Annotated in this window: 20 protein-coding genes; 18 read left to right on the forward strand and 2 right to left on the reverse strand. The window is 64.7% G+C overall.

Features of this window, described 5'->3' with window-relative positions; all coding sequences use genetic code 11:
- Positions 1 to 3 precede the first annotated feature (3 nt).
- The 11 genes from argS to surE all read left to right on the forward strand — a co-directional run bounded on the left by argS (position 4) and on the right by surE (position 10,297).
- Positions 4 to 1,794 (forward strand): arginine--tRNA ligase, encoded by a 1,791-nt coding sequence (argS, locus tag XH80_RS26920; RefSeq protein ID WP_271601176.1) that lies wholly within the window; start codon positions 4 to 6, stop codon positions 1,792 to 1,794.
- A gap of 140 nt (positions 1,795 to 1,934) precedes the next feature.
- The gene (locus XH80_RS26925; RefSeq protein ID WP_271601319.1) at positions 1,935 to 3,482 is read left to right on the forward strand and encodes an SPOR domain-containing protein; all 1,548 of its coding nucleotides are present in this window, start codon (positions 1,935 to 1,937) and stop codon (positions 3,480 to 3,482) included.
- A 46-nt stretch (positions 3,483 to 3,528) separates the two neighbouring features.
- Positions 3,529 to 3,966: a hypothetical protein gene (locus tag XH80_RS44130; protein ID WP_442869181.1), complete on the forward strand. Its 438-nt coding sequence runs from the start codon at positions 3,529 to 3,531 to the stop codon at positions 3,964 to 3,966.
- Entirely contained in the window at positions 3,963 to 4,802 is an 840-nt protein-coding gene (locus XH80_RS26935) for a segregation and condensation protein A (protein WP_271601177.1), read from the forward strand. Before XH80_RS44130 ends, XH80_RS26935 begins: the two co-directional genes overlap by 4 nt.
- Before the next feature lie 21 nt (positions 4,803 to 4,823).
- Positions 4,824 to 5,576 carry an SMC-Scp complex subunit ScpB gene (gene scpB / locus XH80_RS26940; RefSeq protein ID WP_271601178.1) on the forward strand — a complete coding sequence of 251 codons (753 nt, stop codon included), beginning with the start codon at positions 4,824 to 4,826 and terminating at the stop codon, positions 5,574 to 5,576.
- A gap of 166 nt (positions 5,577 to 5,742) precedes the next feature.
- Positions 5,743 to 5,976: a twin-arginine translocase TatA/TatE family subunit gene (locus tag XH80_RS26945; RefSeq protein WP_027529733.1), complete on the forward strand. Its 234-nt coding sequence runs from the start codon at positions 5,743 to 5,745 to the stop codon at positions 5,974 to 5,976.
- An 88-nt stretch (positions 5,977 to 6,064) separates the two neighbouring features.
- Positions 6,065 to 6,586, forward strand: a complete 522-nt coding sequence (tatB, locus tag XH80_RS26950; protein WP_271601179.1) for a Sec-independent protein translocase protein TatB — start codon at positions 6,065 to 6,067, stop codon at positions 6,584 to 6,586.
- Entirely contained in the window at positions 6,583 to 7,395 is an 813-nt protein-coding gene (tatC, locus tag XH80_RS26955; protein ID WP_057755777.1) for a twin-arginine translocase subunit TatC, read from the forward strand. Before tatB ends, tatC begins: the two co-directional genes overlap by 4 nt.
- Positions 7,396 to 7,602: 207 nt before the next feature.
- Positions 7,603 to 8,934 carry a serine--tRNA ligase gene (gene serS / locus XH80_RS26960; RefSeq protein WP_271601180.1) on the forward strand — a complete coding sequence of 444 codons (1,332 nt, stop codon included), beginning with the start codon at positions 7,603 to 7,605 and terminating at the stop codon, positions 8,932 to 8,934.
- A gap of 97 nt (positions 8,935 to 9,031) precedes the next feature.
- Complete coding sequence (locus XH80_RS26965) at positions 9,032 to 9,397, forward strand: hypothetical protein (RefSeq protein WP_271601181.1); 366 nt, start codon at positions 9,032 to 9,034, stop codon at positions 9,395 to 9,397.
- 132 nt (positions 9,398 to 9,529) lie between these two features.
- Positions 9,530 to 10,297 carry a 5'/3'-nucleotidase SurE gene (gene surE, locus XH80_RS26970; protein ID WP_271601182.1) on the forward strand — a complete coding sequence of 256 codons (768 nt, stop codon included), beginning with the start codon at positions 9,530 to 9,532 and terminating at the stop codon, positions 10,295 to 10,297.
- Between the two features lie 2 nt (positions 10,298 to 10,299).
- Here the strand turns inward: surE and XH80_RS26975 are convergent, their stop codons facing one another.
- Positions 10,300 to 10,671, reverse strand: coding sequence for a response regulator (locus tag XH80_RS26975; RefSeq protein ID WP_271601183.1), 372 nt, complete (start codon positions 10,669 to 10,671; stop codon positions 10,300 to 10,302).
- Positions 10,672 to 10,910: 239 nt separating this feature from the next.
- On the opposite strand from XH80_RS26975, the gene XH80_RS26980 reads away from it, so the two are divergent.
- Positions 10,911 to 11,561, forward strand: coding sequence for a protein-L-isoaspartate(D-aspartate) O-methyltransferase (locus XH80_RS26980; protein WP_083514639.1), 651 nt, complete (start codon positions 10,911 to 10,913; stop codon positions 11,559 to 11,561).
- A gap of 109 nt (positions 11,562 to 11,670) precedes the next feature.
- Positions 11,671 to 13,068, forward strand: a complete 1,398-nt coding sequence (locus tag XH80_RS26985; protein ID WP_271601184.1) for a LysM peptidoglycan-binding domain-containing M23 family metallopeptidase — start codon at positions 11,671 to 11,673, stop codon at positions 13,066 to 13,068.
- Positions 13,069 to 13,248: 180 nt separating this feature from the next.
- On the opposite strand, the gene XH80_RS26990 is transcribed toward XH80_RS26985, so the two are convergent.
- A complete protein-coding gene (locus XH80_RS26990) occupies positions 13,249 to 14,241 on the reverse strand; it encodes an ATP-binding protein (RefSeq protein ID WP_271601185.1) in 993 nt (330 codons plus the stop codon).
- Positions 14,242 to 14,420: 179 nt separating this feature from the next.
- Between XH80_RS26990 and yajC the strand changes: the two genes are divergently transcribed.
- The 5 genes from yajC to XH80_RS27015 are packed head-to-tail and all read left to right on the forward strand — an operon-like array spanning position 14,421 to position 18,783.
- Entirely contained in the window at positions 14,421 to 14,789 is a 369-nt protein-coding gene (yajC, locus tag XH80_RS26995; protein ID WP_057755761.1) for a preprotein translocase subunit YajC, read from the forward strand.
- A gap of 49 nt (positions 14,790 to 14,838) precedes the next feature.
- The gene (gene secD, locus XH80_RS27000) at positions 14,839 to 16,437 is read left to right on the forward strand and encodes a protein translocase subunit SecD (protein WP_271601186.1); all 1,599 of its coding nucleotides are present in this window, start codon (positions 14,839 to 14,841) and stop codon (positions 16,435 to 16,437) included.
- 16 nt (positions 16,438 to 16,453) lie between these two features.
- Entirely contained in the window at positions 16,454 to 17,479 is a 1,026-nt protein-coding gene (gene secF / locus XH80_RS27005) for a protein translocase subunit SecF (RefSeq protein WP_271601187.1), read from the forward strand.
- Between the two features lie 60 nt (positions 17,480 to 17,539).
- Entirely contained in the window at positions 17,540 to 17,923 is a 384-nt protein-coding gene (locus XH80_RS27010; protein WP_057755755.1) for an Mth938-like domain-containing protein, read from the forward strand.
- Positions 17,920 to 18,783: a phytoene/squalene synthase family protein gene (locus XH80_RS27015; protein ID WP_271601188.1), complete on the forward strand. Its 864-nt coding sequence runs from the start codon at positions 17,920 to 17,922 to the stop codon at positions 18,781 to 18,783. Before XH80_RS27010 ends, XH80_RS27015 begins: the two co-directional genes overlap by 4 nt.
- Positions 18,784 to 18,790 lie beyond the last annotated feature (7 nt).

The following is an 18,790-nucleotide window of genomic DNA, read 5'->3' on the forward strand; positions in this document are numbered from 1 at the left end:
GCCATGCCCGACACATCCTCAAGCCCGCATCTGTTCGCCGACGTGCTCGCACGCGTGCACGCCGCCTGCCGCGCGCTCGCGGCCGAAGCCAACTGGCCCGAGGGCGTCGATTTTTCCCGCGTGGTGGTCGAGCCGCCGCGCGATGCCTCCCACGGCGATATGGCGACCAACGCCGCGATGGTGCTTGCGAAAGAGGCAAAGACGAAGCCGCGCGACCTCGCCGAGCAGATCGCCGAGAAGCTCCGCGCTGACGCGCTGATCGCCAAGGTCGATGTCGCCGGTCCCGGCTTCATCAATCTGACGCTCAAGCCCTCTGCCTGGGCCGAGGCGCTGCGGACAGTGCTGCGCGAGGGGGCTGACTACGGCCGCGTCCGCGGCGGCTCCAAGGTCAATGTCGAATATGTCTCGGCCAATCCGACCGGACCGATGCATGTCGGCCATTGCCGCGGTGCCGTGTTCGGCGACGCGCTGGCGAGCCTGCTCCAGTTCGGCGGCCACGACGTCACCCGCGAATATTACATCAACGACGCCGGCGCCCAGGTCGACGTGCTCGCACGCTCCGCGTTTCTCCGGTACCGCGAGGCGCTCGGCGAGGACATCGGGGCGATCCCGGAAGGGCTCTATCCCGGCGACTATCTAAAGCCTGTGGGCGCAGCGCTCGCGAAGGAACACGGCGATAAGCTGCTCGCGATGAGCGAAACCGATTGGCTGCCGACGGTGCGGGCCAAGGCGATCGCGATGATGATGGACGAGATCAAGGACGATCTCGCCGCCCTCAACATCCGCCACGATGTCTTCTTCTCGGAGCGCTCGCTGATCGAGACCGGCAACAACAAGGTTGCCGAGACCATCGATTTCCTGAAGGCCAAGGGCGACATCTACGAGGGCCGCCTGCCGCCCCCGAAGGGCGCGCCGGTCGAGGATTGGGAAGACCGCGAGCAGTTGCTGTTCAAGGCGACCGCCTATGGCGACGATGTCGATCGGCCGCTGATCAAGTCGGACAATTCCTACACCTACTTCGCCTCCGACATCGCCTACCACAAGAACAAGTTCGACCGTGGTTTTGCGGAGATGATCGACGTCTGGGGCGCCGATCACGGCGGCTACATCAAGCGCATGCAGGCGGCGGTGAGGGCGACGACTTCGGGCAAGGGATCGCTCGACGTCAAGATCGTCCAGCTCGTGAAGTTGCTGCGCAACGGCGAGCCCGTGAAAATGTCCAAGCGGAGCGGGGACTTCGTCACCTTGCGTGAGGTGGTGGATGAAGTCGGCCAGGACGCCGTCCGCTTCATGATGCTCTACCGCAAGAACGACGCGGTGCTCGACTTCGACCTCGCCAAGGTCATGGAGCAGTCGCGCGACAACCCGGTGTTCTACGTGCAGTATGGCCACGCCCGCGGCCACTCGATCTTCCGCAACGCTCGGGCGGAGCTGTTCCCGGACCTGCCAGAGGATACCGGCAAGCGCATTGCCTGGCTCAGTGAGTCGGCCGTGGAACGGCTGTCCGATCCCGTCGAGCTCGATCTTCTTAAGCGCCTCGCAATTTATCCGCGGATGCTGGAAGCTGCCGCCGCGGCCCATGAGCCGCACCGTATTGCCTTTTATCTCTATGACTTAGCGAGCGAATTTCACGCACTTTGGACGAAAGGGCGGGATTTGCCCTATTTACGCTTCATTATCAATAATGATGCAGATCTTACAAAGGCGCGACTGGCCATGGTCCAGGGCGTCGTCTCTGTCCTGGCATCGGGCCTCGCCATCCTCGGCGTCCATGCTCCGGACGAGATGCGGTAGTTTGGGGCGAACTACTTAAGGGGAATATTGGGGGTACCGGCAGAAGCCGGATCGCTTAGACTTGGTTGAAAGCCTTGTGGGTCGAAAGCTGCGCCTTGGTCGAGGGGCGCGCAGCTTTCCCGAAGGGACGCATCATCACGATGGCCGATCGATATCACGACAGACCGTTTCCTTCCGATGACTATGGTCGCGGCGCCGACCAGCATGGGAGAGCGGACAGCGATCCCTTGGCCGAGCTTGCGCGCCTGATCGGGCAGACCGATCCGTTCGCGGCGCAGGGCCGTCCGGGTGCGCGACCGGCAGCAGCACCTGCGCCGACGCAGAGCTATCAGGACGACGATTACCAGCAGGAGGATTATCAGCAGGATCATGCCGAGCCCGCGCCGCCGGCTCAGCCTGGGCCGCCCTCATGGATGCGCCGCGCCAACGTGCAGCCGCAGCCGGCGTCCGAGCCCGACCATCCCGTCGCCGTGAATCCGATTCATCCGCTGCATCGCTATTCGGCCCAGCCAGCCGCGCCCGAGCCGCAGTTTCATCAGCCGCAGCAGTCCTATCAGGATCAGGCTTACCATGAGCAAGCCTACCGTCAGGAGCCGGCCCAGCATCAAGCCTATGAAGCGCCCTACGAGCAGCCTGATCCGGCGCGCTACGACGACGCTCTCTACGGGCGGCTCGAATCGGGCGAGCAGGATTTTCAGCGCGAGCCGGCCTATCCTGATGATCCCTACGCATTCCAGAGCGACTATCCCGAGGCTGATCTCGATGAGCCCAGGAAATCGCGCGGCGGCATGATGACCGTTGCGGCGATCCTCGCACTCGCCGTGGTCGGAACTGGCGCTGCTTTCGCCTACAAGACCTATATCGGCTCGCCCCGCAGCGGCGAGCCGCCGATCATCAAGGCCGATAACACGCCGACCAAGATCGTGCCGGCACCGTCGGACTCCTCGGCCAAGGTGCCGGATCGCATGGTGAGCGGCGACGGCAGCGAGAAGATCGTGCCGCGCGAGGAAGCGCCTGTCGACGTCAATGCCAAGGCGGCCGGTCCCCGCGTGGTGTTTCCGGCGTTGAACCAGAATGCCAACCCGCCGTCGGTCGCGAGCGTGTCGCCATCGACCGTTCCGCCACCGGGCGCCGGGGTGGTCCCGAGCAACGGGACGATGCCGAACGGCGCGCCCCGCTCGGTCAAGGTCGTCGTTGTGAAGGGTGATCAAACCGACGCCACCGCGGCGCAGGCCGCTGCACCGTCGCCCGCCAAGTCGGCGGCTGCGCCGAAGCCGGTCGCCGCGCCGGCCGCCGCGCGCACCCCTCCGACGTCAGCCAATGCCAGCGCCAATCAGCCGCTGTCGCTGGCTCCGCAAGCCGCCCCGGCCGAGCCACCGCAGCGCGTGGCTGCGACCAACCCGACGCAGATCGCGCCCACGCCCAGCGGCGGCGGCTATGTCGTGCAGGTCTCTTCGCAACAGAGCGAGGATAGCGCCGCCGCGTCCTACCGGGTGCTCCAGAGTAAATACGGCAGCGTGCTGGGCTCCCGCTCTCCGGTCATCAAGCGGGTCGACCTGACCGACAAAGGTAAGGGCATCGTCTACCGTGCCTTCGCCGGACCGTACGCCTCGGCTGATGAGGCGGTGCAGGCCTGCAACAATCTGAAATCGGCGGGCCTGCCGTCCTGCTTCGTCCAGAGGAATTAACGGCCGTTTCCTTGACCCCCCTCGGGGGGCAGGGTTAATCGGCCCTATGAGCACGCGGGCTTTCATTACCGGCGTATCCGGACCGGAACTGACCGCCGCTGAGCGGGCATTTGTCCGTGCCGAAGGCTCGTGGGATTTGATTCCCTTCAGGCATAGCTTTGAGATTTCGACTCAAGTCGCGGGCCGCATTAGGGAATTGAACGCGGGACAGCTGGTCGCGGCCGGACCCGCCGGTCACAGCATTCCCGTGGATGGCGCCGCCAAGCCGGTCCATCCAATGCCGAGTTCTGCGACAATGATTGCTCAGGTGATTCGCAGCGCAATCGGGTTCCAGGGTTTGTTAATGAGTAATGACGTGCCGATGAAGACGCTGGCGGGACGCATTGGCGACGCAGGTCGCGCCATGCAGGCGGCCGGCGCGCCGCGTCACAGCAACGACAATGCGCAACTGGACGCATTGACCGCAAACACGGCATCCGCATGACCGCAGAAATTCTATCGTTTGAAACCGGCCGGCCCGCAGAGCTCGCCGAGGGCGAGCCGGCGTTGGTGGTGGACGTCGAGGGGTATGAAGGCCCGCTCGATCTGCTGCTCGCGCTGGCGCGGCAGCAGAAGGTCGACCTCGCCAAGATCTCGATCCTGGCGCTGGCGGACCAGTACCTCCACTTCATCGAAGCCGCGCGAAAGATCCGCCTCGAGTTGGCCGCAGACTATCTGGTGATGGCGGCCTGGCTCGCCTTCCTGAAGTCGCGCCTGCTGCTGCCGGAACCGCCGAGCGCGGAAGGTCCGAGCGCCGAGCAAATGGCAACCGCGCTTGCCAATCGTCTGCGCCGTCTCGAAGCCATTCGCGAAGCCGCCAACCGGCTGATGAACCGGGCGCAATTGCTGCGTGACGTTTTCCCGCGCGGCGAACCCGAGCAGATCGCCGAGATCAAGCATCCGAAATACACCGCGACGCTGTACGATTTGCTCACAGCCTACGCCTCGCAGCGCCAGTCGCGCGTGCTGGCGAGCGTGCATCTGGCCAAGCGCACGGTGTGGTCGCTCGCCGAGGCGCGGGCCACGCTGGAGCGGCTGGTCGGCAGCATCACCGAGCAGGACGATTGGGGCGTGCTCGACGATTTCCTGATCCGCCATGTCGCCGATCCGACGCAGCGCGCGACGGTGTTCGCCTCGAGCTTCGCCGCCGCGCTCGAGCTGGTGCGTGAGGGGCAGCTTGAGCTGAACCAGAAAGAGGCGTTTGCGCCCATCTATTTCCGAAAGGGGCGCGGGAAACCGATCGTGGACGCAGCGTCTGCGCCCGATGCCCCGGTCGGTTAAGTGCAAGAAGGAGAAGCTGCCATGGCAAGCCTGGCTGAAGTGCGGGTAGAAGAGGCCGAGCCGATGGAGAATGAGGCCCAGGCACGCCCCGAAGAATTGCGGCTGCTGGAAGCGCTGCTGTTCGCCTCGAGTGAACCACTGGACACCGCGACCCTGGCCAAGCGGATGCCCGAGGGCGTCGACGTCAAGGCTGCGCTTGAGCAGCTCCAGGCGGACTATGCCTCGCGCGGTGTCAACCTCGTGCGGGTCGCCAACAAATGGACCTTCCGTACTGCCGGCGATCTCGCCTGGTTGATGACGCGCGAGAGCACCGAGACCAAGCGGCTGTCGCGTGCCGCGATCGAGGTGTTGGCGATCATCGCCTATCACCAACCGGTGACGCGCGCTGAGATCGAAGAGATCCGCGGAGTGGTCACTTCCAAGGGCACGCTCGACGTGCTGCTGGAGACCGGCTGGATCAAGCCGCGCGGCCGCCGCAAGACGCCCGGCCGTCCGCTGACCTTCGGAACCACCGAGGACTTCCTGTCGCAGTTCACCCTGGAACAGCTCGGCGACCTGCCGGGTCTGGAGGAGCTGAAGGGCACAGGCCTCTTGGATTCGCGCCTGCCGACCGGATTCAGCGTACCGACGCCGTCGGATGATCCGGCGCTGCGTGAGGACGAGGATCCCTTGGAACCGGGCGAGGAACTCGATCTGTCCCTGGCGCCGGCGGTCGAGCCGGAGACGCCACCGGAAGGTGGCAATGAGGGCGATGAGGGGGGCGGCGAGGAGTGATACTCCGGCCTTCTACGGGCCTCCTGCGACAGGTTAACACTAGCAAGATTACGTAGCGCCAACAGCGAATTGGCGCTGCCTTGGTCCTTGTTTTTGGGCCTTGCGAAGCCTACGTTCCGGTCAAGATCGGCCGGGTCCCGGCCATGCGCGTTTGGAGGGTTGCAGGATGGGTTCACTTAGCATTTGGCACTGGATCTTGGTGATCGCAGTGGTCCTGCTGCTGTTTGGCCGTGGCAAGATTTCGGATCTGATGGGCGACGTGGCGCAGGGCATCAAGGCCTTCAAGAAGGGCATGCAGGACGACGACAAGCCCGCCGAGAAGCAGGAGCCCTCGAAGTCCATCGAGCACAATGCCGCTCCGACCGCGGCGCGATCCGACGTTGGCAGCAAGGCCGTCTGAGCCAGGAGCACGCGAGACGCGGGAAGCGGACCCGATCCTGCGCGTGAGGGATTGGGCCGATCGTCATTTCGCGTGAACGGAAGACGTCATGTTCGACATCGGCTGGAGTGAGCTGGTTCTGATCGGGGTCGTGGCCCTGGTCGCCATTGGCCCGAAAGAGCTGCCGGGCGTTTTGCGCATGGTCGGCCAATGGATGGGCAAGGCGCGCAAGATGGCCGCCGAATTCCAGGGCCAGTTCCAGGAGGCGATGCGCGAGGCCGAGATGGCCGACCTCAAGAAGAGCTTTGACGAGGTCAAGGAAGCCGCCTCCGGCTTCACCGGCGGCGGTCTGATGACCTCGCTGCAGAAGGACGTCAGCGACGCGCTGCGCGTCGATGCGCTCGACAAACCGGCCGAGCCGCCGACGACCGCTGGTGTCGAACCACCAGCGGCTTCAAGTGAAGCGCCGGCGACGCCGACGACGCCGGAAGCCCCAACGCCCGAAACCTTCGTGGAAGCGGAAGCACATTCCGCTGCGAATGAGCCGCTCGCCGTCACCCAGGAGGTCGAGCAGACACCGGTTGCGCAGAACGCCGCACCCGAAGCAATCAAGGACGTCAAAGCGTCATGAGCGACGCCGATATCGAGGCCAGCAAAGCTCCGCTGATGGACCACCTGATCGAGCTGCGGTCGCGGCTGATCAAGGCGCTGCTCGGCTTCGGCGTGGCCTTCATTTTCTGTTTCTTCTTCGCCAAGCAGATCTACAACGTGCTGGTTTGGCCGTTCGTTTGGGTCGCGGGCGCCGAGAACTCGAAGTTCATCTATACGGCGCTGCTGGAATATTTCATCACCCAGCTCAAGCTCGCGCTGTTCGGCGCCGGCTTCATCTCGTTCCCGATTGTTGCGACGCAGATCTACAAGTTCGTCGCGCCGGGCCTCTACAAGCACGAGAAGCAGGCCTTCCTGCCTTATCTGGTCGCGACCCCGTTCTTCTTCGTGCTGGGCGCGATGCTGGTCTATTTCGTCGTGCTGCCGATGCTGGTGCGCTTCTCGCTCGGCATGCAGCAGATGGGGGGCGCCGAGACCGCGCAGATTCAGCTGTTGCCCAAGGTCGGCGAATATCTGTCGCTGATGATGTCGCTGATCTTCGCCTTCGGCATTGCCTTCCAGCTTCCGGTGATCCTGACGCTGCTCGGACGGATCGGCATCATCACCTCGAAAATGCTGCGCGAGAAGCGGCGCTATTTCATCGTGCTGGCTTTCATCATCGCGGCGGTGCTGACGCCGCCTGATATCCTGAGCCAGTGCTCGCTGGCGATTCCGCTGCTCGCGCTCTACGAGGGCTCGATCATCTCGGTGTCGATGGTGGAGAAGAAGGCGGCCGCCTCGCAGGCGACCACGGGAACTAACGCGTCGTCGGACGCGAATCCGGCGGAGTAGGGGGCCACACCCTCCGCCGTCATGCCCCGCCTAGTGCGCAATTGCGCACGGGGGGCGGGGCATCCAGTACGCCGCGGCCTATCGAGGAATCCTCTCGGGAATACTGGATCGCCCGCTTTCGCGGGCGATCACAGCTGTGCTAGGGGAGGCGCGCTGACGTACAGCGTTTGCCGTTGTAGGTTTACGCGCTGATACAGGACCGCCGCCATGCACGACATCAAATCGATCCGCGATAACCCGCAAGCCTTCGACGCCGGCCTCGCCCGGCGGGGTTTGAAGCCGTTGTCGGCGTCGCTGCTTGCGATCGACGAGAGGCGGCGGGCGGCGATCCTGGCCTCGGAGCAGGCGCAGGCGCGGCGCAATGCTGCGTCCAAGGAAATCGGCGACGCCAAGAAAGCCAAGGACGAGGCGCGCGCGGCCAAGCTGATGGCCGAGGTTGCAGAGCTCAAGACCACGATGCCGGAGCTCGAGGCCGCCGCGAAGGCTCTCGACGAGGAACTCACCAAAGAGCTGTCTGCGATTCCGAACATTCCATTCGACGAAGTGCCCGATGGCATGGATGAGCACGGCAACGTCCAACACCACGTGTTCGGCGCCAAGCGCAACTACGGCTTCGCGCCGAAGCTGCATGACGATCTCGGCACCGCGCTCGGCTACATGGATTTCGAGGCGGCGGCAAAACTCTCCGGCGCGCGCTTCGTCGTGCTGAAGAAGGGGCTCGCGCGTCTCGAACGCGCGATCGGCCAGTTCATGCTCGACCTGCACACCACCGAGCATGGTTACACCGAGATCAATCCGCCGTTGCTCGTGCGCAACGAGGTGATGTTCGGTACCGGGCAGTTGCCGAAATTCGAGGACGATCAGTTCTGGGCGATCAAGGGCGAGCTGCTGGCAGAACTCGATCATGAGCGGCTGAAGACCGAGCGCCTTGGCCTCATCCCGACCGCCGAGGTCTCGCTCACCAACCTCGCGCGCGAGTCCATTCTCGACGAGAAGCAACTGCCGATGCGCCTCACCGCGCTGACGCCGTGCTTCCGCGCCGAGGCGGGCGCGGCCGGGCGCGACACCCGCGGTATGATCCGCCAGCATCAGTTCACCAAGGTCGAGCTGGTCTCGATCACCACGCCCGAGACCAGCAAGGACGAGCTGGAGCGGATGCTGTCCTGCGCCGAGCAGGTGCTGCAGAAGCTCGACCTACATTATCGCGTGATGACGCTCTGTGCAGGAGATATGGGTTTTTCGTCGCAAAAAACCTATGACATCGAAGTGTGGATGCCCGGGCAGGGCGAGGGCGGCATGTTCCGCGAAATCTCCAGCTGCTCGGTCTGCGGTGATTTCCAGGCGCGCCGCATGGATGCGCGCTCGCGCGGTCCGGACGGTAAGCCGCGCTTCGTGCACACGCTGAACGGCTCCGGCACCGCTGTTGGCCGCGCGCTGATTGCCGTGATGGAGACCTATCAGCAGGAGGACGGTTCAATCGCGGTCCCCAGCGTACTCCAGCCCTATATGGGCGGGTTGAAGGTGGTTGCGCGCGAGTAAAGTGTGATTGCCCGCATGCAATGGCAGAAACGTTTGGTTGCGAAGTTCGGGCCGCCGGCTATCCTGCCGGTGACCTGCGAATGCGAAACCACCGTCCATGGCCTTGCACCGCGATATCTTCTGGATCGGCCGACAATGGGCGGTGACGGGTGCCGGCATCCAGGCCGTCGACCAGCGCTTGCGTGGCGTGCTGGACATCGACATCGCGCGGCTTTGGGACGACGCGCTCATTCAGGATCGCAGAGCGAAGGCCGGCGTCAATGTCGTGGATTTTGACAAGGCGCTGACGGTGGCGCGGGGGCGCTATCCGCAGATGCCGGTGGCGGAGCCGCTCGTCGCGCAACTCAAGGCGCTTGGTGTCATTGAAACAACGCCCGCCGCGAGTCCGGCCGTGCCGGCAATGCAACTGCGTGCGGAGGGCAGGCTGGCGCGCTTCCTGCCGCAATGGCGGGTCCGCCGTTAGAACGGACCGGGCAATTGCTGCGCTGCGGCGATGAGCATGAATCACGGGTCAGGACTGCGCCGAAGCCGGTTTGCCTGACGTGTGATAGCCGGATAAGACGGCCTGACCCCAGCTCAGGAATCGACCCCCGGCATGCGCATTCTCTGCACCAATGACGACGGCATCCACGCTCCCGGCCTCAAGGTCGTGGAGGAGCTCGCACGCGCGCTGTCCGACGATGTCTGGGTGGTGGCGCCCGAGCTCGACCAGTCCGGCGTGTCGCATTCGCTGTCGCTGAACGATCCCCTGCGCCTGCGCGAGGTCGGCGAGCGGCACTTTGCCGTGCGCGGCACCCCGACCGACTGCGTCATCATGGGCGCGCGCCATATCCTCGGCGCCAAGCTGCCCGACGTCGTGCTCTCCGGCGTCAACAAGGGGCGCAACGTTGCCGAGGACGTGGTCTATTCCGGCACCATCGCCGGCGCGCTCGAAGGCACTATTCTGGGTATCCCGTCGTTCGCGCTGTCGCAGGAATTCAGCGTCGAGACGCGCGAGCGGCCGCCGTGGGACACCGCGCGCAAATTCGGGCCCGACATCCTGCGCAAGGTGATCAAGGCCGGAATCCCCAAGGACACCGTCATCAACGTCAACTTCCCGTCATGCGCGCCGGACGAGGTGCTCGGCATTCGCGTGACGCGGCAGGGCAAGCGCAATCTCGGCTTTCTCAGGATCGACGAGCGTAGGGACGGGCGCAACAATCCCTATTTCTGGATTGGCTTCGAACGTACAGCGATGATGGATACGCCGGCCGAAGGGACCGATCTCGCGGCGCTGCGCGAGCGCTACGTTTCGGTCACCCCGCTCAGGCTCGACCGCACCAATGAAGCGTTTTCCGAAGAGCTGAGCGCGACGTTGAAGTAGGGTTAGCCGGCGCGAAGCGCGGCTTCGATGGTCTTGCCGAGCGCATCGAGCTGAAACGGCTTCTGAAGCGCGGGCCGGTCGCGATATTGCTCCGGCAGGCCCGATGAGCCGTAGCCGGTCGCGAAGATGAACGGGCAGCCCTTGGCCTTGATGACGTCGGCGACCGGCGAGATCACCTTGCCGTTGACGTTGACGTCGAGGATGGCGATGTCGAACTCGGTCGCCTGGGCGAGCCGCATCGCCTCGGTGATGTCGCCCGCTTCGGCCGCGACCTTGTAGCCGAGCTCTTCCAGCATATCCGCGACCATCATTCGGATCATGACCTCGTCCTCGACGAGAAATACAGAGCGGCCCGAAAGCCCTGTCGCGGTCATTGTCGTTGAGTCCTTGCCCATTCCCGAAAACGTTCGCAGATAACACGAATCGACGCAATGCGCGTTTCGCCTAACCGGCACTTGAAAATGGCCGTGGTGGCTGTCGGCTCCAGGCCAATTTATGGCCAAATCCTAAGCGCAAAGGGCTATTATGGGTTCCTCCGCAGGAACAAGATTCTGGCTCTGGACATTGGCGCGGAAACCATCGATCCGGACCGGATGAGACGACACGAGCAGCGATGACCTCCAATCAGCCCCCGCCGGAAAAAATGATGTTTCAGCTCACGCTGAGACGTCGCGGCATTAGCGATCAGACTGTATTGCGGACCATGGAGGAGGTGCCGCGCGAGCTCTTCGTCGAGGCCTCCGATCGCGACGGCGCCTACCGTGACAGCGCGCTCCCGATTGCCTGCGGGCAGACCATCAGCCAGCCCTTTGTCGTCGCCTACATGACCGAGCAGCTTCAGCTCCAGAAGAGCCATCGCGTGCTCGAGATCGGCGCCGGCTCCGGCTACCAGGCCGCGGTGCTGTCGAAGCTGGCGCGTGAGGTCCTCACCGTTGAGCGATATCGAAAGCTCGCGGACGCCGCACGCGCCAGGCTCGAAAAGCTCGGCTGTCACAATGTCGAGGTGATGCTCGGCGACGGCTTGAACCTTCCGCCGAACATCGGTCCGTTCGACCGCATCATCGTCACCGCCGCGGTGGAGCAGATTCCGGAGAACCTGGTCGAGCGGCTCGAGGTCGGCGGCATCCTGATCGCACCGGTCGGCCCGCATCAGGGCGTGCAGACGCTGACGCGGCTCACCCGCAGCGAGGCCGGGATCGAACGCAGGGAACTCGTTGAGGTGCGTTTCGTGCCGGCGCTGCCTGGCGTGGCGCGGGAGCTGTAAAACTCCGGATCGGCAGTGCATCCAACATCTTATTGGGAGGGTTAAGCCGTTATTTACTCGGCGCGTGTTTACTTAAAAAACCAGTTCTGTTGCGTACGAGTGAGTAACCATGTCCGTTGTCGCCGAGTTGCTTTACTCGCGCCGCGTACCGCAGGTCGCGGTGCTGGCGCTGATTTCCTTGAGTTTCGCAGGGTGCAGTGCCGACATGTCGTCGCGGCTGTCCCAGTCGAACTTCTCAAATCCCTTCTCGTCCGAGCAGACCGGTTCGGTGCAGCAGGCGCCGCCGCAGCAGCGCGAGCTGCCGCAATATGCGCGGCCGCAGACCCAGCCGGGCTCTTATCAGTCCCAGGCGCTGCCGCCGCCGGCAGTCGCTGCGCCGCAATCCTATCCGGTTGCGGCGGGTGGGGGCGTCTCTGGAGGTGGGCGGGGGCTCGGCTCCTACACGCCGCCGGCTCAGCCGCGTCTCGAAACCACCGGCACGGTGCCGCAACGCTCCGTCGTGGCCGCACAGCCGGCTGGCGGGACCAAGATCATCGTCGGCACCAGCGACACGCTCGATGTGCTCGCCAAGCGCTATCACGTGACGCCGCAGGCGATTCTTGCCGCCAACGGCTACAAGGGGCCGCGCGCACTTTCGCCAGGCCAGCAGCTCGTTATCCCGCATCCGGGTGCTGTGGCGGCTGCACCGGCGCCCGTTACGACTCCGGCTGCCGCGGCGCCCGCGATGGCGTCGAAGCCGGTTGCGGCCGTCGCCGCGCCGCCCAGCTTACACTTCGTCAATCACGGCGACACGCTCGCCAGCATCGCGCGCAAGAACCATATCTCCGCGGCCGAGCTTGCTCGCGCCAATGGTCTCGAGCCGTCGGCGAAGCTCAAGCTCGGCACCAAGCTGACCGTGCCGGGCGCCAAGACCGCGGCCGTTGCCGCTCCGCTTGCTCCGGCGCCGGTTGCTGCGGCTCCCGTGGCGGCCGCGTTGCAGCCGGTTGCGGCCGCACCAGTGCCTGCCACCAAGATGGCCGCTGTCGCCCAACCGGTGCAGAGCGCGCGTCTGGCTCAAGCCACCACCAATATTGAAGAGAAGCCCGCGGCCGAGGCGCCCGCGAAGGCGGCCGAGACCACCAGCTCGCTGCCGACCTTCCGCTGGCCGGTGCGCGGCAAGGTGATCACGAGCTACGGCGCCAAGACCAACGGCAAGTCCAATGACGGCATCAATGTCGCGGTGCCCGAGGGTACGCCGGTCAAGGCGGCTGAAGACGGCGTCGTCGCCTATTCCGGCAACGAGCTGAAAGGTTACGGCAATCTGGTCCTGGTTCGGCACTCCAACGGCTACGTGACCGCCTATGCCCATGCGAGTGAGCTGCTGGTGAAGCGTGGCGATACCATCAAGCGCGGCCAGGTCATTGCCAAGTCGGGTCAATCAGGGGAGGTGGCGTCGCCGCAGCTCCACTTCGAGATCCGTAAGGGATCGAGCCCGGTTGACCCGCTTCAGTTCCTCAACGGGGCATAAGGCTAGGGCTCCAGTTCGGGGCACGCCATCACCACAAAGCACGCCGTCATCGCCCGGCTTCGACCGGGCGATCCAGTATTCCAGAGACAGGTGTTATTGAGCCGATAAGGCGCGGCGTACTGGATTCCCCGCTTTCGCGGGGAATGACAGTTGCGGTTTGGGTTATAGCTTCGGCTACAGCTATTTCGCCGCCAGCTTGACACCGAGCCGGCCCGCCAGCTCCTGCACGAACTGCCAGGCGACGCGGCCCGAGCGCGAGCCGCGCGTGGTCGACCATTCCAGCGCTTCGCGCTCCAGCGCCTCGTCGTCGACCTTGATGCCGAAATGGCTGCAATAGCCGCGCACCATGGCAAGGTATTCGTCCTGGCTGCAGCGGTGGAAGCCGAGCCAGAGGCCGAAGCGATCCGACAGCGAAACCTTTTCCTCGACCGCTTCGCCGGGATTGATCGCGGTCGAACGCTCGTTCTCGATCATGTCGCGCGCCAGCAGATGGCGGCGGTTGGAGGTGGCGTAGAGGATGACGTTGTCGGGCCGCCCCTCGATGCCGCCTTCGAGCACGGCCTTGAGCGATTTGTAGGACGCATCATTGCCGTCGAAGGAGAGGTCGTCGATGAATACGATGAAGTTGAAGTCAGCGTCGCGAAGCTTCTCCATCAGCATCGGCAGCGTTTCGATATCCTCGCGATGGATCTCGATCAGCTTGAGTCTGTCGGCGGGCTTGCGGTCCGCGTTGATGCTGGCATGGGCCGCCTTCACCAGCGACGACTTGCCCATGCCGCGCGCGCCCCAGAGCAGGGCGTTGTTGGCGGGCAGGCCGTTGGCGAAGCGCTCGGTGTTCTCGATCAGGATGTCGCGCATGCGGTCGACGCCCTTGAGCAGGAACAGCTCGACCCGGCTGACCCGCGGCACCGCCGCCAGGCGGCCGTCGGGGTGCCAGACATAGGCGTCCGCCCGGTCGAACGACTCGCGCTCGATCGCCGGCTTGCCCTGGGCCGCGAGGTGGGCCGCAATGGTCTCCAGCGCGCGCGCGATGCGTTCCTGGGAAAGCTCAGGGGAGGCCTGAGGGGCAGCCTTTGAGACCGCATTGGGGCGTTTTGCCGCGACCAGGGCGGGCTTCAAAGCAGGGGCACGGGGGCCTTTGCCGGCCGGGCTTTTACTTGGTTTTTTGGGCATGTCCGAAGTTCCTGAGAACGCAGCCTTATCGGGCCTGACGGCGCGCCGCAAGGTGGCCAAATCGCCGGTCTGGCAGCGTTGCAATTGGGGCGGTGGTCGCTATAGTCCGCGCGAATTTGACCGAGCCGGTCGCCGTCAAGGCCTGACCGGCTTCCCCCGTTTCCACGAGGATCGTCCGAATGCTGATTACCCCTGCGTATGCCCAGGCCGCGGGCGCTGGCGACACCAACAGCATGTTGATGTCGCTGCTGCCGTTCGCCCTGATCTTCGTGATCATGTACTTCCTGATTCTGCGCCCGCAGCAGAAGAAGGTGAAGGACCACGCCGAGCTTGTGAAGAACATCCGCCGCGGCGACACCGTCGTGACCTCGGGCGGCCTCGTCGGCAAGGTCACCAAGGTGGTCGACGACGACCAGATCGAGTTCGAAATTTCCGACGGTGTGCGCGTGCGCCAGATGCGCTCGATGATCTCGGGCGTGCGCGCCAAGGGCGAGCCGGCCAAGGACAGCGCGAAGGAAAGCGCCAAGGACGACGCCGGGGCGAAGTGAGCGCTTTCCTGCGGGCATCTCAATTCTCCTGATCTGACAGGTCCAGTCGATGTTGTATTTCACGCGGTGGAAGGCGCTCGGGATCATCCTGACAGCGCTGATCGTGTGCCTCTTTGCGGTCCCGAACTTCTTCTCCGAAGCGCGAGTCAAGACCTGGCCCGCCTGGGCGCAGCGGCGCCTGGTGCTGGGTCTCGACTTGCAGGGCGGCTCCTCTCTGCAGCTCGAGGTCGACTCCAACTATGTGAAGAAGGAAAAGCTCGACCAGATTCGCGACGACGTCCGTCGCGTTCTGCGCGAGGCCAAGATCGTTTACACCGGTCTCGTCACGAAGGGCGATGCCGTCGAGGTGCGCGTCAAGGACGCCGATGTCCAGACGACGCTCGCCAAGTTGCGCGACCTTGCGCAGCCGATCGGCGGTCTTATGGGGTCGAGCGGCCAGCGCGACATTGAAGTCGCCGACGCCGGTGGCGGATTGATCCGCCTCAGCGTTCCGGAGCCCGCGATGATCGACCGTTTGCGCAAGACCATCGAGCAGTCGATCCAGATCGTCGAGAAGCGCGTCAACGAGCTCGGCACCGTCGAGCCCATCATCCAGCGTCAGGGTAACGACCGCATCCTGGTGCAGGTGCCGGGTTTGCAGGATCCAACCCATTTGAAGGAACTGCTGGGCAAGACCGCGAAGATGGAATTCCGCATGGTCGACCCCTCGGTGCCGCTGGACCAGGCCCAGCAGGGCGGGTTGCCGCCTGACACCGAGTTCCTGCCCGCCGCCACGCCGCCGCCGGCCGGCTACGTGGTCAAGAAGCAGGTGCTCGTTGCGGGCGGCGACCTGACCGACGCCCAGGCGACTTTCGACCAGCGCACCAATGAGCCGGTCGTCAGCTTCAAGTTCAATACCTCGGGCGCGCGCAAGTTCGCGCAGGCGACTCAGGAGAATGTCGGACTGCCTTTCGCGATCATCCTCGACAACAAGGTGATCTCGGCGCCGGTCATTCGCGAGCCGATCACCGGCGGGCAGGGCCAGATCTCCGGCAGCTTCACGGTGCAGTCGGCCAACGATCTCGCGATCCTCTTGCGCGCGGGCGCGCTACCGGCGCCGCTGACCGTCGTGGAAGAGCGCACGGTCGGTCCGGGCCTCGGCCAGGACTCGATCGAGAAGGGCGAGCTTGCGGCCTATGTCGGATCGATCATGGTCGTCGTGTTCATGCTGTTGACGTACCGGCTGTTCGGCGTATTCGCCAACATCGCCGTCTGCATCAACGTCGCGATGATCTTCGGCCTGTTGTCGCTGCTGAGCGCCACGCTGACGCTGCCCGGCATTGCCGGCATCGTGCTCACCGTCGGCATCGCGGTCGACTCCAACGTGCTGATCTATGAGCGCATCCGCGAGGAGCTGCGCGGCGGGAGGAGCCCGATCTCGGCGATCGACGCAGGCTTCAAGCGGGCGCTCGCGACCATTCTCGATTCCAACATCACGACCTTCATTGCCGCAGCCGTGCTGTTCATGATCGGCACCGGACCGGTGCGCGGCTTCGCTGTAACGCTCGGCATCGGCATCATCACCACTGTGTTCACCGCCTTCACCATGACCCGCCTGATCGTGGCATGGTGGGTGCAGTGGAAGCGGCCGAAGACCGTGCCGATTTGATCATTCGAGGCCGGCTGTGACCACTACTCAACTCGTTCTCATCTCTCTCGGCGTCCTGATTGCCGTGCTGACCGTGGTCAGCGTGCTCGGCCTCCTGCCGTCGCTGCGCATCGTGCCAGACGATACGCATTTCGACTTCACCCAGTTCCGCCGCATCTCGTTCCCGATCTCGGCGACGCTCTCGATCATCGCCATTGTGCTGTTCTTCACCCATGGGCTGAACTTCGGCATCGACTTCAGGGGCGGCACCCTGATGGAAGTGCGGGCCAAGTCGGGCACCGCCGATCTTGCGCAGATGCGCTCGACCCTTGGCAGCCTGGGCCTTGGCGAAGTCCAGCTGCAGCAATTCGGCGGCGCCGCCGACGTGCTGCTTCGCGTTGCCGAGCAGCCGGGCGGCGACAAGGCGCAGCAGGAAGCCGTGGACAAGGTTCGCGGCGCCCTCGGCGAGTCCGTGGAGTATCGCCGCGTCGAGGTGGTGGGCCCGCGCGTCTCCGGCGAGCTGCTGGGTTGGGGCATGGCCGGCCTGATGCTGGCGATCATTGCCATCCTGGTCTATCTCTGGTTCCGGTTCGAATGGCAGTTCGCGCTCGGCGCCATGATCGCCAACGTGCACGATATCGTGCTGACGATCGGCTTCATGTCGATCAGCCAGGTCGATTTCGACCTGACCAGCATCGCGGCGCTTCTGACCATTCTGGGCTATTCGCTCAACGACACCGTCGTCATCTACGACCGCATCCGTGAAATGCTGCGGCGTTACAAGAAGATGCCGATGCCGCAGCTGCTGAACGAGTCCATCAATTCGACGCTGTCGCGCTCGATCATCACCCACTTGACGGTAACGCTGGCATTGCTGGCGCTGCTGCTGTTCGGCGGTCACGCCATCCACAGCTTCACGGCCGTGATGATGTTCGGCGTGGTGCTGGTCGGCACCTACACCTCGATCTTCATCGCCGCGCCGATCCTGATCTATCTCGGCGTCGGCGAGCACCGCGAAGATGCGAGAGAAGAGGCTGCGCCGGCGAAGAAAAACAAGGCATGATCCGAACCGCATGCCCTCGCATGGGTTTGCGAGGGTAGTCAGCTCATTCGGACGAAGCTCATGGCCGGCGATCCCAACGCTCCCCATTTCCCGCGCTCGGCGCCGATCGAGGCCTATGGCAAGGGCGGCTTCGCCTTTGGCGGCATGTCGCACCGGGGCTCGCTGCTGTGCCTGCCCGATGCGATCTGGGCCTGGGACGTCACCGATCCCACCAAGATCGACCGCTATTCGCTGGATCGGGTGTTTGCGGCGGCCAACGGCATCGACACGCTGCTGGTTGGCACGGGAACCGGGCTCTGGCTGCCGCCGCCGGAGCTGCGCCAGGCGCTGAAGGCGGTGAGGGTGGTCCTGGACACCATGCAGACCGGCCCCGCCGTTCGCACCTACAACATCATGATCGGCGAACGGCGCCGCGTCGCGGCCGCGCTGATAGCGGTGCCATGAGCAGCGCCGCGACGCCGCCCGACACCGCGACCTACTGCGCCGACCTCGTGCGCAGCCACGACTTTCCCCGCTACGTCGCGACGCTGTTCGCACCGGCCGCCGAGCGCCGCGCGCTGCTTGCGCTCTACGGCTTCAATGTCGAGATCGTCCGCGTTCGCGACCAGGTGAGCCAGCCTTTGCCCGGCGAGATCCGCTTCCAATGGTGGAGCGATTTGCTCTCGGGCCTGGTCCACGGCAGCGCCGAGGGCAATCCGGTGGCTGCGGAGCTGTTGCGCGCCATCCGCGATTTCGACCTGCCGGTCGAGCCGCTGTCACTGCTGGTCGACGAGCATCAGTTCGATCTCTACAACGATCCGATGCCGACCATGACGGCGCTCGAAGGCTATCTGGCTGCGACCTCTTCGGCCCTTTTCACGCTTGCGGCGCGGATCATGGGCGACGCTTTGGACGCGGCTGAGCATGTGGCCCGGCACGCCGGCCTGGCACAGGGCATGGCGCAGGTGATCGCGAACCTGCCGCGGGACGCCTCCCATCGGCAATTGTTCCTGCCGCAGCAACTCCTGACCAGCCATGGCTGCTCCACCGAGGATGTGTTCGCGGGCAGGCAGACGCCCAATCTCCATGCCGCGCTGGACCAGCTTATCGGCGATGCGCGGCAGCATCTGGGGACGGCGTCCTCGCTGCTGGCGCAGCTGCCGCCCTCGGCGCGGGCCGCCTTCCTGCCGCTGAGCCAGGCGCGGTCAGATCTCGATCGCCTGGCGCGGCCAGGACGTAATCCCTTCGCTCCGCAGCCGGTCTCGCGGCTGCGCACGCTATGGACGCTGTGGCGGGCTTCACGATCCCGGGAATTTACCAAATAGCGGTTGG

This window comes from Bradyrhizobium sp. CCBAU 45384 (assembly GCF_028128665.1).
GTDB classification, from domain to species: domain Bacteria; phylum Pseudomonadota; class Alphaproteobacteria; order Rhizobiales; family Xanthobacteraceae; genus Bradyrhizobium; species Bradyrhizobium manausense.